The organism is Tardiphaga sp. 866_E4_N1_4 (assembly GCF_052076075.1).
In the GTDB taxonomy this organism is placed as follows: domain Bacteria; phylum Pseudomonadota; class Alphaproteobacteria; order Rhizobiales; family Xanthobacteraceae; genus Tardiphaga; species Tardiphaga robiniae.
In genome coordinates this window covers 2,756,559-2,769,679 of record NZ_CP197242.1, presented here as the reverse complement: position 1 = coordinate 2,769,679, position 13,121 = coordinate 2,756,559, and the positions used below count along the sequence as shown (strand labels likewise).

The following is a 13,121-nucleotide window of genomic DNA, read 5'->3' as shown; positions in this document are numbered from 1 at the left end:
GATGTCGATGGTGGTGCCCGCGACGCCCGCCGAGCTCTGGAGCACGCTGCTCGATGTGCCGCGCATTTCGGCGTGCATTCCGGGATGCGACCACATCGAGGAAATCGAGCGGTTGGCGACTTACAAAGCTACGGTCAAGCAGAAGATCGGTCCGTTCAAGATCGAAGTGCCGGCGGACATCGTCGTTGAATCAATCACAGAGCCGTCGCATGTCCGCACTCGCGCCACGGGGCGCGACAAGTTCACAGGCACGCGGCTTGTAGTGGTTCTCGACGTAACGGTTACGCCGGAGGAAGCCGGCTCAATATTCTCCGTCGATGCGAAGATCGACGTGCAAGGGCGCCTTGCCACCATGGGTTTCGGTATCATCAAACGCCGTGTCGATCAAAATTTCGAAGAGTTTGAAAAGAAGCTCAAAGAAATGCTGGACGCGGCCTGATCATGTTGCCGCTTCCCTTTGCATTCGAAAGGCCATCGACGATCGACGAGGCGCTCGGCGCCGTCGGCGAGGATGGCGAAGGCATGTTCTATTCCGGCGGCACCGAGTTGCTGCTGGCGATGAAGATGCGCGTGATCCATACGGAACGGCTTGTCGATATCAAGGGAATCTCCGGCCTCGATGGCATTGCGATGAACGGTGCGGACGAGATCGAGATCGGCGCGCGCTGCACGCACAAGAAAATCGCAGGCGATGCGGTCATTCGCAAGCATGTGCCGGCCCTGTCCGCGCTCTGTGCGGATGTGGCCAACATCAGGGTCCGCAGCGTCGGGACGATCGGTGGCAACCTATGCTTCGGAGAGCCGCATGCGGATCCGCCGACCATGCTGGCAGCACTCGATGCGCGGCTGATGCTGCAAGGCCACGGCGGCATGCGCACCGTCCATGCGGACGACTTCATTCAAGGCGAGTTGGAGACGGTGCGCGCGCCGGACGAATTGCTGACTACCATCACGTTTCCGCGGCCCAGCGGCTCCGTGACTTACCGGCGTTTCAAGCATGGCGAGCGGCCCTCGGTGAACGTCGCCATGGCCTGGTCGCTGGGCGAGCGCGATACGATCATTGAACGCGTCCGCATTCGCGTTGGCGCGCTGAGTTTCCGTCCGCAAGCGTTGACTGTCGTCGAGGACGCACTTCGAGGATTGCCAGTGGTCGAAGCGCGCGGTGCGATCTCAGCGGTACTGCCGGACGCGCTCGATGCGCTCGATGTCAACGAGGACCGGCATGGTGGTGCCGATTACAAGCGGCATCTCGCCGGCGTCCTGCTCCTGCGAAATTTGGACGAAGCGCTGGAAGGCAGCAGGAGCGACGTGAAGTGACAAATCTTCTACCCATTTCCTTCTCGCTGAACGGTCAGGCCATCGCGATCGACGTGCCGACCCACACGCTGCTGGTCGACCTGATCAGGGATCGCATCGGCCTCAAGGGCACGAAGCGGTCCTGCGACATGGAGGTCTGCGGGGCCTGCACCGTGCTGCTCGACGGCGCACCGATTTCGAGCTGCACGACGCTCGCGGTGGATGTGGATCGTCACGAGGTCACGACTATCGAGGGCGTGACCCCGACCGACGGCCTGTCGCGCATCCAAAAGGCCTTCGTGCTTCACGGCGGACTTCAGTGTGGCTTCTGCACACCAGGCTTCATCATGGCGGTAACCGCGCTCTTAGAAGCCAACCCGCATCCGACCGACGAGGAGATCCGCCATCACCTGCACGGCAATCTGTGCCGTTGCACCGGATACATCAAGATTTTTGAGGCGGTGAAGAGCCTTGCCCAGGGGCATGTCTCGGAAGAAGCCGCCTAACCATCGCGCCACACCACAACTCTTGTCCGGAGATATCATGAGTATTGAACAGGTCAGTAAGTCGAGCGTCCTCATCGCCGGCGCCGGTATCGGCGGCTTGGCGATGGCATTGTCGCTGCTTCGCCGCGGCATCGATTGCGACGTGTTCGAGCAGGCGCCCGAACTGCGCGAGGTCGGTGCGGGTTTGTGGATTTCCATGAATGGTGTGCGCGTTCTCAAGGATCTCGGCCTGACGGAGCAGGTCGAGCAAAACAGCATCGCGGCCGAACGGCGCGACATCCGCCTGTGGAGCAATGGCGACAGCTGGCCGCTCTATAACCGGGCGTCCGACGTTGCGGGCAATCAGCCATATCTTCTGCTGCGCGCGCATCTGCTTAAGATCCTGACTGATGGCGTCCGCAGCTTGAAGCCAAGCGCCATTCATCTGAACGCGCATGTCGTCGGGTTCAGTCAGAACGACGGGGGTGTCCGCGCGAAGCTTGCTGACGGCACCGAGATCGATGGTCGCGCACTGATCGGGGCCGATGGTGCGCATTCGAAGGTCCGTTTCGGAATCATGGGTCAAGTCGAGAGCCGGTACACCAACGTCATCGCCTGGCGCGGTCTGGTGCCGGTCGATCGCCTGGCGCCACACCAGCGCGAGCATGTGGTATCCACCTGGATCGGGCCGACCGCGCATGTCACGGCCTATCCGGTGCGTTGGCAGAACACGGAAATGATGACCTTCTCCGGCCAGGTCGATCGCGCGGATTGGTTGTTGGAATCCTGGTCTGAGAAGGGATCGGTCGAAGAGTGTCTTAATGATTTCATCGGCTGGCATTCCGATATCATCGAGCTCGTCAAGAACGTCGATACGCTGAACAAATGGGGCCTGTTCGTGCGGTCATCGCTGAAGACATGGTCGCAGGGCCGCGTCACCCTTCTCGGCGACGCCTGTCATTCGATGCCACCCTATCTCGGTCAGGGCGTGAACATGGCGCTCGAAGACGCGGCCGTGCTGGCGCGATGCTTCGATGAACAGCCCAACGATCTGGCCAAAGCATTCCAGGCCTATCAGGGGCTTCGGCTTGATCGCACCGGCAAGGTGGTCGATTCCGCGATCGGCATGCTGCCGATCTTCCACAACAAGGCGCTCAGCACGGTCCAGACCGCGGGTGAGTACATCAAGACCCAGTGGTCACCAGAAGCATCCAAGGCGCGCTTCGACTGGATCTACCAGTACGACGCGACCACCGTGCCGCTTCACTGACTTTGCAACGACAGGAGTGCAGCCGTGATCACCAAGCAGCCCTGGGACGACGTCATTCCATTGGAGGAGCGCGAGACCTACGCGATGGCAGGGCTCGGCGGCGCGGCCGGTTTCGGCAAACGCCCTGCACTCCTCGTCATCGACGTACAATATCGCTCGGTCGGCGACGGGCCAATGCCGATCCGCGAAGCGATCAAGCAGTATCCGACCAGTTGCGGTGAAGCCGGTTGGGACGCCATCCCGCATATCGCCGATCTTGTAAGGGTGTTTCGCGAGAACAAGTGGCCGGTGATCTTCCCGCATGTCGCCCGGAAGATCGGCCATGACCACGGCGCATTCTCCGCCAAGATTCCGGGCGTCATGCGGATCCCTCCGGCGGGCTACGATTTCGTCAAGGAAGTCGCCCCGGAGCCCGGCGAGTTGTTGCTGCCGAAGACACAAGCGAGCGCCTTCTTCGGCACGCCGCTGGCGACCTATCTGATCGGGGGCGGCGTGGATTCGCTTGTCCTCACGGGCTGCACCACCAGCGGCTGCGTTCGTGCATCGGTGGTGGACGCCTGTGCTCTGAATTTCAAATCCATCGTGCCGAGTGACGCGGTCTACGATCGGTCTCCGACCTCACATGCCGTCAACCTGTTCGACATCGCCAGCAAATATGCGGACGTACTGTCGACGCTGGACGTCATCGAGAAACTACGGGCATTGCCGACGGAGCAGACGACGTGAACGGCGTCATGGCGTCCTGCCTACCCTACGGCGCCCATGTCCGCGCCAATGGCATTCGACAACATTATCTCAGATTCGGCGGAAGCGGGCCTGTCGTGATTGTTGTCCCGGGAATCTCGACCACGGCGGCGCAATGGGCTTTTGTCGCGGAGCGACTTTGTGGAGGCCGCGACATCTATGTTCTTGATGTCCGCGGCCGCGGCCTCTCCGAAAGCGGGCCGCATCTCAACTACTCACTCGATGCCTGTGCGTCCGACCTCGTCGCATTCGCAGATGCGCTCGGCATCGAACGATACACGATACTGGGTCACTCCATGGGGGCACGCATCGGCATACGTGCCTCGCGCTGGCGACCGTCGTCCATCGAGCGTCTGATCATGGTGGACCCACCTGTCTCGGGACCCGGACGGCGCGCCTATCCGATTCCGATCGAGCCGATTCTCAGATTGCTCTACAGCGCGCAGCGCGGGGAGGTCGATATGGCGCTGCGCGGTCCTGATGCGCCGAAATGGTCGGAGAGGCATATAAGAACGCGGGCCGAGTGGCTGCACACCTGCGACGAGCGTGCCTTGATCGAAAGCCACAAGGGCTTTCATCACGACGACGTCCACTTCGATCTCGGCAATCTCGACGTTGCCGCCGCATTGATCGTCGCCGGCAGAGGCGGCGTCATTCGAGCCGAAGATGAAGCCGAAATCCGCCGGCTGCTGCCATCCATCGCGATCCGGCGCCTGGATGGCGCCGGTCATCAGATGCAGATCGACGATACCGAGGGATTCCTCGCTATCGTCGAAGAACTTCTCGCGCCGCTGCGCTTCCAGCAGCTCGATGTGTCCACTTATCGCTAACAGGAGTCTGTCATAATGTCTCGACAACGCGTTGATGTTGAAATGCTCGATCTGTTCAAGGCCGAGCTCGAACTCTGCAAGGTCAAGAAGGGTGAGGTCGTGGTCGTGCTGAGCGGCGGCGAGGACCAGCCGGAATATGCCCAGACTTTCATGCTGGCTGCGCAGAGCCTTGGCGCAACGACCTTTCATCTCAACGTGCCGAAATACGGTCAGAGCAAAGTCGCTGGCCAGCAGGGTCGGCACGCGCTTACAGGTATTCAACTTGCCATCGATACGCTCAAGCGCGCGGATATGGTGGTCGATCTGCTTGGTCTGCTGTTCTCCAAGGAGCAGGCTGAAATCCAGGAGGACGGTGCGCGCATCCTGCGCGTGATGGAGCCTTTCCATATTCTCAAGAAGATGTTCCCGACCGAGGATCTACGCCGCCGCACCGAACTGTCGCGCAAGCTGCTGCAGTCGGCGAGCAAGATGCGCATCACGTCGCCCGGGGGAACGGACGTGACCTACGGGCTGAAGCAGTATCCGGTCATTTCGGAATATGGCTACACCGATGAGCCCGGCCGCTGGGATCATTTCCCGTCGGGTTTCGCCTTTACGCAAGCCACGGACGGCGATGTCAACGGCACGGTGGTTCTGATGCCCGGCGATATCCTCTGCGCGTTCAAGCGCTATATCCAGTCACCGGTCACGCTGACGGTGAAGGAGGGTTACATCGTCGATATCCAGGGTGAGGGCACTGATGCGATCCTTATCAAGAACTATATCGATAGCTTCGGCGATCCGCGCGGTTGGGCGATCGCACATATCGGCTGGGGCTCCAACGAGCGTGCCCAGTGGCATCACATCGCCGCCTCACAACAACTATCCTCGGAGCACATCATGAACGCGCTCTCGTTCTATGGAAACGTGCTGTTTTCTACCGGTCCGAATTCGGAGCTCGGCGGCACCAACGATACGCCGTGTCATCTCGACATCCCCCTTCGTGGCTGTAGCTTGTGGCTCGATGACATCCACATCCTGGACAAAGGCGAATTTGCCTATCCGGAGTTGAGGGCACCCGGCCGATAGGCCCCGGACGTGATCATTCGGCGGACTTCGAGCGATCGAAGCCCGCCGGAAGAATTTAGCCTCTCAGCCAGATTGCCAAGACATGCCAGCGCCGATTTCAGCATCGAACGAATACACCGCAGGCCAGCGCTATGCGATCATGATTTCGGCTATGCTGGGATACATTCTCGATTTCTATGATGTGCTGATCTTCCCGTTTCTGCTTCCCGCCATCCAGCGCTCGATGTCCCTGTCGCTGACGGAGGTGGGGTCGCTGCAGGCGCTGACACTGTTTGGATCGGCGATCGGAGGCGCGCTGTTCGGCGTCGTCGGTGACCGGTTCGGGCGAAAGACGTCGCTGCAGTTGACGATCATCCTGTTTTCCGTCGCGGCGCTCGTTTCCGCGTTCGCATGGAATTACTGGTCGCTTGCAATCCTTCGACTGATCACGGGTATCGGCCTCGGCGGCGAATATGGCGTCGGCATGGTTCTGTTCAACGAGGCCTGGAAGAAAGGAAGCCGTGGTTTCGGTGCGGCGGCACTTCAGGGATGCGCCGTGATTGCGTCGTCGACCGCGTCGATCGTCGGCATCTGGTTGATTGCAACCTTCAGCGATGAGTGGAGTTGGCGAATTGGTCTCCTCACCGGTGGTGCCCCGATTCTCCTCACCATCTTCATTCGGTTCTTCATGCCGGAATCCAAGATCTGGCAGGAATATGATGCCGAGCGCCGCGCCGGTCGCGATATGGCAAAGCCGCAAACGCTGCCGCTTGCGGACATTTTCCGCAACGGACTGGCACGCCAAACCATCGTGGCATTCGTCTGGATGATGAGCTACATGCTCTGCTACTACAGCGTCGTCTCGTTCATCCCGACGCTCCTGCTGCGCGACATGCATACGCCGGGAGACGTCGTCCGGACCACTGCCGTCCTGTTGTCCGTCGTGAGCGGTCTCTGCTATCTCGCCAACGGCTTCTTCAACGATCGCGCCGGTCGCCGGGCAGGAGCGATCGTGCCGGCGCTGTTCTGGGTCGGATCTCTGCTCGGCATGGCAATGTGGGGCAGCCAGCTTTACGCGGGATCGAAGACCGAGTGGCCGATGTTCTGGCTCTATATTGCATTCGGCATGGGCAATGTCGCACTCGGGGTTACCGGAGTGTGGATCTCTGAACTCTACCCGGTCAATCTGCGCGCAACCGCAGTGTCGACCTTCTATATGGGTGGCCGCGGGCTCGGTAGCATTGCGCCGGTGGTCGTACCGCTCGTGGCGGCGCATCTCGGCGGCGGCCTCATCAATGGCATGGTAGCCGTCGCGTTGCCGGCCGCGGCCGTCTTCATCGTCGCGTCGATGCTGTTGCCCGAGACCCTGGGCCGCGACTTGTCCGCCAAGGGTTTCGAGGCGGATACGGATGTCGAAGCGACAGCGGTCATTACGGATGCCGCTTCGGTATCCCGTTTGTAGCGCTTCGCACCGGCGAGAACGGGGCGGCCTCAGCTGTCATGCGACTTCTCTTTCGCGCCCGTTTCTGACTCGTTGTCTGATGTCAGAAAGACCATCCGGCCTGTCGCTAGGAGGCGGTTCTCTCGATTGAAAACGGACCCATCCACGGTGGCCAGGGTGCGCCCGAAGTGGAGCACGCTCGCATCGACCATCAATTCCGATTCTAAGCCCGGTCGCAAAAAATCGACCCGCATATCGACTGTTTGCGCCGGCCTGCCGAGCAGTGTCGCGACCGCATATGATCCGGCCGTGTCCAGAAGCGTCGCCAGGATGCCGCCATGCGCGAAGCGACGGTCGGGATTGGAGATGAATTCGTCCCGCCAGGGAGACGCCAGCCGGATCTGTCCGGCGGTTGCATGAACAACCGTCAAGCCCATCCAGTTCGCGAGATGGTTGCGCGACAGGCGACTCTGTAGCTCACCCGGAGTGAGTTGCATGGGGCGGTCGGACATCAGGGCTTCGGCCTATCAAGGATGTGCGGAAAGTAAGTCCGGCACTATCTCAGGATCACTTTTTTCAGAAGGGCCGTCAGCGTTGCATGTTCGCTTGGAGACAGCGGCGAAAACGTCTTCCTGGATATCTTCTTGACCGCTGCGATGGCTTCGTTGGCGATCGCCCGGCCGGCTTCCGTCAGATCGATGGCGACGCGGCGGCGATCGAGAGGATCGACGATGCTTTCGATCAGGCCGCGGTTCTTCAGCCGGTTGACCACCCCCGTGATGGTCGCCGAGTCGTAGTGGATGAGGCGACCGAGATAATTCTGCGAGCAAGGCCCGACTTCCTTGAGCTTTGCCAGTGTGGAGAACTGCGGGGCGGTGAGGCTGTCGATCATATTCGCGGTGAAAACCGTCGTGTGGGTCTTCAGTGCCACGCGCAACAGAAATCCGGGTTGATCGTCGAGCCCATAGGACGCCTCCGGGTCCGGAGCGTCACTATCCACGTGTGTCTTCCTTGACGATGCAATGGTCATCGGGCTCCCGCGCCTGTCGAAAAAGGCTGCGCAAGCTCTTTGAGACCTGACAACCGGTATATTGGCATCTCTACCTCATTTATTCGCTTGCTTGCAAGTTGTGCGCTTGCGAACAAGTTTTGTGCTTGCATACGAGTGATAGTCAAAATATCGTCTTGTTTGATAAAAGTCGGTGGAAGCGTCTTGCCCGGACGGATATGTGCGTCCGGAGCCCGAAGCACGGGATGTGCCCGGCCGCCGATGTTTGTTTGATCACTCGACGGGGTAGCTCACGATGCGCAAAATTGCAGGAATCGCCTTCGCCAGTCTCGCTCTCGCCGGTTCTTGCGCCTATGGCGCAGATGAACCGTTTCCCACCAAGCCGATTACCTTGACCGTCAATTACGGAGCCGGCGGCGGTTCGGATGCAATTGCGCGTGCGCTTGGAAAGGCACTCGAAAAGCCTCTGAGGCAACCTGTGACGATCGAGAACGTGGCGGGAGGCGCCGGCACGCGCGGCGTCACGGCCGTCGTGACGGCGGAGCCCGACGGCTACCAGATAGGTGTCGCGACCAACAGCCCGATGACAATCGCCGTTCATTCGGTCAAGGGACTGCCTTGGGGAGACCCCGGCACCTACGATATCCTGGGCGGCATCGGCATCGTCCACAATGCCGTCTGCATTCAGGCCGACTCGCCGTTCCAGACCTTGGACGACGTGGTGAACTATGCACGCCAGAATCCCGGCAAACTGAAGGTCGCCAGCATCGCCGGCGGCATCAATCAGTACACCTGGGACGCCTTCGCCAAAAAGGCCAATATCAATATCAGGTTCGTGCCCTATAGCGGCGATGCCGATGGCGTGGCGTCGTTTCTCGGCAAGAACACCGAACTCGCGGCGCTCACATGGCCAGGCCTGAAGGCGCAGGTTGAGGTCGGTAAGGCACGGCCTCTGGCGGTGTTCGGCCCTGAGCGGATGGCCACGAATCCGAATGTCCCGACCTTCAAGGAACTGGGGTACGACGTCGTCACCACCAGTGACTACGTTGTCTACGCTCCAAAGGGGATTCCCGAGGCCAAGCGAAGCGTCTTGGTCGAGGCCGTCAAGCAGGCGGTGTCGGATCCAGACTTCAGGCGTGTGCTGGTTGCCCAGAATATTCAAGTCAAGTTCACCGATAGCCAAGAGATGATCCGGCAGTTCACAGAGGTCTTCCGCGGCACTGCGCCGTCCGCGCAGGCTGGAAAGTAGGCCGCAGATGGTCGATGCGACAGCAATTGACGTCGATGCTCCGGCATCGACCAAAGGATCGCAGCTGACGTCGCTGATCCTGACCGCTGCAGGCCTCTTCTATCTGTATCAGTCTCTCCAGCTTTCCATGGGAGATCCCCTGGGCACTGGTGTCGGTGCGATGCCCGCGCTTGTCGCCGTCTGCTGGGTGGCGTTCGGCGTGTTCGTGACGGTCCGAAATCGCCCTGCTGCCGACGTCGGTCCGTGGCCTAGGGGGCGATTGGCGCTGCGCGTCGGATATTCGCTGCTTCTGTGCATAGCCTTCATCGTGGCGCTGCCCGTCTTCGGAGTTTTCCTGACGACGGCAGTCTTTCTTCTCCTGATGGCACGGCTGGTCGACGCGACCTGGAAGAATGCATGCATCGTGGCCGTGACAATGCCGATCGCATTCTGGGTCGTCTTCTCCCTCGGCTTGAAAGTGTCGCTTCCTTACGGCGTGCTTCTCACCACCATTTTCAGGAACTGATGATGGATCTGCTCGCTCATATGTTCGGCGGCTTCGCAGTCGCGCTTCAGCCTGTCAATATCGGCGCCGCACTGCTGGGCGCGCTGGTCGGTACGGCAACCGGCGTCTTGCCCGGTCTTGGCGTGCTTGGCGCCATGGCCATCCTGATGCCGATCACGGTGCACTTCTCCGCAGTAACTGGTCTGATCATGTTGGCCGGCATCTATTACGGGGCCATGTACGGTGGGTCGACCACGGCCATCCTCCTCAAGATTCCGGGCGAGGGTGGATCAATCGTCACCACCATCGACGGCTACGAGTTCGCGCGGAAGGGACGAGCGGGCGCCGCCCTGATGATCTGCGCCGTCGGATCCTTCATCGCCGGCACGATCAGCATTGTCGGGCTTAGCCTGTTCATGACGATCCTGGCCGATCTCGCGTTGCACTTTTCGTCTCCGGAATTCTGCCTCCTGGCGCTGCTTGGCGGGCTGACGCTGGTGCGTATCACAGGCAGCGATCCGGCGCAGAACATGTTGATGCTTCTGATCGGCGTCGCGCTGGCAACGATCGGCGTCGATGCTGTGGGTGGCGACACGCGTTTCACGTTTAATACAAATAGTCTCGCACTGGGATTCGATCTCGTTCCGGTAACGTTGGGTCTTTACGGGCTGAGCGAGCTCTTTCATGTCGTCGCCTCCAACAAGGGATTTCCGCGTGCCGAAACCGTACGCTTGCGTGACATGATTCCAACGCGCGCCGAATGGTCGCGCGCATGGCCCGCCATCGTGCGCGGCTCGGGCATCGGATTCCTGATTGGTCTACTACCAGGACCGGGATCGCTGACCTCGACATTCGCGTCCTACGGAGTCGAGAAGGCGATCGCGCGAAAGCATCGAGATGAATTTGGCCAAGGAGCCATCGAGGGATTTGCCGGGCCTGAGGCCGCCAACAATGCCGTTGCGACTTCGGCTCTCGTGCCGGTGCTGAGCCTTGGCATTCCATTCACGCCCAACGTCGCATTAATGCTCGGAGCTTTGATCGTTCAGGGCATCCAGCCAGGACCTTTGCTGCTCTCGCAGCATCCGGACGTGGTGTGGGGACTGCTTGCTTCGATGTATATCGGAAATATCGCGCTGCTCGCATTGAACCTGCCGCTCGTGGGCATCTGGGTCCGCCTGCTACGGGTGCCGCAATATGCCCTGATCGGATTCATCTTCGCTATCAGCTTCATCGGCGTCTACACGATGCGTAGCAGCTACTGGGATCTTTGCGTTCTGGTCGGCTTCGGTGCAGTCGGCGCCGTCCTACGCCAGATCGGTTTCGATCTCGCTCCGCTGGTCCTTGGGATTGTCATCGGTCCGATTTTCGAGAAATCGATGCGCGAAACGCTGTTTCTCAGTGGGGGTGACCTGTCGATTTTCGTCACCCGACCGATCAGCGCCACGTTGTCCGTCCTCTGCGTCGTAGCGGTCGTCGGACCATCAATTGCAGCGATCATCAAGCGAAACGTCAGTCCCGCAAAGCCAGCATAACAAACAGTTCCGATCCATCACGGCTGTGGCTCACGCCGCATCCGTGCGGCGCTGCATGGAGGAAATTGGATGCAATATCCAGGCGAGAAACATTACCCGGAGGGCGTGCGGTGGAACGAGCCCATCAAGGCGTGCCTCGTGTCCGACCTGCTTGAAACGTCAGCACGAACGTTCGCAGATCGTCCTGCGATCGAATTTCGCGATCGGCAGATCACCTATTTCGAGCTGAATGCCAGAGTGGCCGAAGCCGCGACAGCGTATCTGCGCGATGGTCTCGCGCAGAACACCACGATCGGACTGTTTCTCGGAAATACGCCAGATCACCCGATTAATTTTTTCGGCGCGTTGAAGGCGGGTGCGCGTATCGTGCACCTCAGCCCGCTGGACGGCGAGATCACGTTGAAGCACAAACTGTCCGACAGTGGTGCGCGCGTCGTTGTCACCAGCAACCTGTCATCCATCCTCCCGCGGGCGCTCCAGTTTCTAGAGGCGGGTGTCATCGATCGCATCATCGTTTGCGAAGACGAAGCCTGGGGCGAGACGAAGAACACGCTGGCATCCTACGACCAGCGGGCGCAGATCGTTACCTACCGGGAGTTCGTTGCTGGAGCCCAGCAGCCTGCGCACTGGCCAGTCATCGAGCTCGATGACGTCGCACTGCTTCAATATACCGGAGGAACGACCGGCTTGCCCAAAGGCGCGATGCTCTCGCATCGCAATCTGACTGCTGCGGTGTCGATCCGGGAAGTCTGGACGCGATCCTTCCGGAGAAAGCGGAACGCCGCGGAGCGGGTGATCTGCGCCCTGCCTCTGTTTCACATCTATGCGTTGACTCTCATCCTCATGAAGCGGCTGCGTTACGGTGATCTCATCTCATTGCATCAGCGTTTCGATCTCGACGAGGTTATGCGCGATATCGAGGTCAAGCGCGCGACGGTATTTCCCGGCGTGCCGACCATGTGGATCGCCATCACCGGTCTGCGAGATCTGGACCGCCGCGATCTCTCGTCATTGGCCTATTGCAGTTCCGGCGGTGCGCCGCTTCCGGTGGAGGTCGCTGCGATCTTCGAGTGTAAGACCGGTATCCGCTTGCGTAGCGGTTGGGGCATGACGGAAACATGCTCGCCGGGCACGACGCATCCATCAAGCGGTCCGGACAGGCCGGGCTCGATCGGCCTGATGCTGCCGGGCATCGAAATCGACATCGTTGCGCATGACGATCCGTATCGCGTTCTGCCCGTCGGGGAGGTTGGCGAATTGCGTATCCGCGGACCAAACGTCACGAATGGCTACTGGAAGCGTGACGAGGATCGGTCCGAATGGTTCATCGGCGATCGCTTCCTGACCGGAGACATCGGCTACATGGACGCAGATGGCTGGTTCTATCTGGTCGATCGCAAGAAGGATCTCATCATCTCAGGCGGCTTCAATGTGTATCCGCAGCTGATTGAACAGGCGATCTACACCCATCCTGACGTCAAGGAAGTCCTGGTCATCGGCATTCCGGATGAATATCGCGGAGAAGCTGCCAAAGCCTACGTCACGCTACGGCCCGGAGCTGCGCGCTTCGGCATCGACGACCTGCGCGCCTTCCTAACCGGCAAAATCGGCAAGCACGAATTGCCAGCAGCAGTCGATTTCATCGACGAGCTGCCGCGCACCAATGTCGGCAAGCTGTCCCGGCAGGCGCTCCGCGATCAACTCTCGTCCCGTTCTGCTTAAAATGGAAGTTAT

Annotated in this window: 14 protein-coding genes; 12 read left to right on the top strand and 2 right to left on the bottom strand. The window is 60.2% G+C overall.

What is annotated here, in order from left to right; genetic code table 11:
• Nucleotides 1–7: 7 nt before the first annotated feature.
• From AB8B20_RS13600 to AB8B20_RS13565, 8 genes are all read left to right on the top strand, one after another.
• A complete protein-coding gene (locus AB8B20_RS13600) occupies nt 8–439 on the top strand; it encodes a CoxG family protein (protein WP_244558451.1) in 432 nt (143 codons plus the stop codon).
• A gap of 2 nt (nt 440–441) precedes the next feature.
• Nucleotides 442–1,317, top strand: coding sequence for an FAD binding domain-containing protein (locus tag AB8B20_RS13595; RefSeq protein WP_089266127.1), 876 nt, complete (start codon nt 442–444; stop codon nt 1,315–1,317).
• Nucleotides 1,314–1,802 (top strand): (2Fe-2S)-binding protein, encoded by a 489-nt coding sequence (locus AB8B20_RS13590; protein WP_089266128.1) that lies wholly within the window; start codon nt 1,314–1,316, stop codon nt 1,800–1,802. Before AB8B20_RS13595 ends, AB8B20_RS13590 begins: the two co-directional genes overlap by 4 nt.
• A 37-nt stretch (nt 1,803–1,839) precedes the next feature.
• The gene (locus AB8B20_RS13585) at nt 1,840–3,051 is read left to right on the top strand and encodes an FAD-dependent monooxygenase (RefSeq protein ID WP_089266129.1); all 1,212 of its coding nucleotides are present in this window, start codon (nt 1,840–1,842) and stop codon (nt 3,049–3,051) included.
• A 24-nt stretch (nt 3,052–3,075) separates the two neighbouring features.
• Nucleotides 3,076–3,777, top strand: coding sequence for an isochorismatase family protein (locus AB8B20_RS13580; RefSeq protein ID WP_244558452.1), 702 nt, complete (start codon nt 3,076–3,078; stop codon nt 3,775–3,777).
• 8 nt (nt 3,778–3,785) lie between these two features.
• Nucleotides 3,786–4,625: an alpha/beta fold hydrolase gene (locus AB8B20_RS13575; RefSeq protein ID WP_439073076.1), complete on the top strand. Its 840-nt coding sequence runs from the start codon at nt 3,786–3,788 to the stop codon at nt 4,623–4,625.
• A 15-nt stretch (nt 4,626–4,640) separates the two neighbouring features.
• On the top strand, nt 4,641–5,693 hold the full coding sequence (locus tag AB8B20_RS13570) for a leucyl aminopeptidase (protein WP_439072875.1): 1,053 nt from the start codon (nt 4,641–4,643) through the stop codon (nt 5,691–5,693).
• Between the two features lie 82 nt (nt 5,694–5,775).
• Entirely contained in the window at nt 5,776–7,134 is a 1,359-nt protein-coding gene (locus tag AB8B20_RS13565) for an MFS transporter (protein ID WP_439072874.1), read from the top strand.
• A gap of 29 nt (nt 7,135–7,163) precedes the next feature.
• Here AB8B20_RS13565 and AB8B20_RS13560 read toward each other — a convergent pair whose 3' ends face one another.
• Complete coding sequence (locus AB8B20_RS13560; protein ID WP_089266131.1) at nt 7,164–7,625, bottom strand: PaaI family thioesterase; 462 nt, start codon at nt 7,623–7,625, stop codon at nt 7,164–7,166.
• 44 nt (nt 7,626–7,669) lie between these two features.
• Complete coding sequence (locus AB8B20_RS13555) at nt 7,670–8,113, bottom strand: MarR family winged helix-turn-helix transcriptional regulator (protein ID WP_244558454.1); 444 nt, start codon at nt 8,111–8,113, stop codon at nt 7,670–7,672.
• 304 nt (nt 8,114–8,417) lie between these two features.
• Between AB8B20_RS13555 and AB8B20_RS13550 the strand changes: the two genes are divergently transcribed.
• The 4 genes from AB8B20_RS13550 to pimA all read left to right on the top strand — a co-directional run bounded on the left by AB8B20_RS13550 (nt 8,418) and on the right by pimA (nt 13,109).
• Nucleotides 8,418–9,371 (top strand): Bug family tripartite tricarboxylate transporter substrate binding protein, encoded by a 954-nt coding sequence (locus AB8B20_RS13550; RefSeq protein ID WP_089266133.1) that lies wholly within the window; start codon nt 8,418–8,420, stop codon nt 9,369–9,371.
• A 7-nt stretch (nt 9,372–9,378) separates the two neighbouring features.
• Nucleotides 9,379–9,876, top strand: coding sequence for a tripartite tricarboxylate transporter TctB family protein (locus AB8B20_RS13545; protein ID WP_089266134.1), 498 nt, complete (start codon nt 9,379–9,381; stop codon nt 9,874–9,876).
• 2 nt (nt 9,877–9,878) lie between these two features.
• Nucleotides 9,879–11,387 carry a tripartite tricarboxylate transporter permease gene (locus AB8B20_RS13540; protein WP_439072873.1) on the top strand — a complete coding sequence of 503 codons (1,509 nt, stop codon included), beginning with the start codon at nt 9,879–9,881 and terminating at the stop codon, nt 11,385–11,387.
• 69 nt (nt 11,388–11,456) lie between these two features.
• The gene (gene pimA / locus AB8B20_RS13535; RefSeq protein WP_439072872.1) at nt 11,457–13,109 is read left to right on the top strand and encodes a dicarboxylate--CoA ligase PimA; all 1,653 of its coding nucleotides are present in this window, start codon (nt 11,457–11,459) and stop codon (nt 13,107–13,109) included.
• Nucleotides 13,110–13,121: the final 12 nt, after the last annotated feature.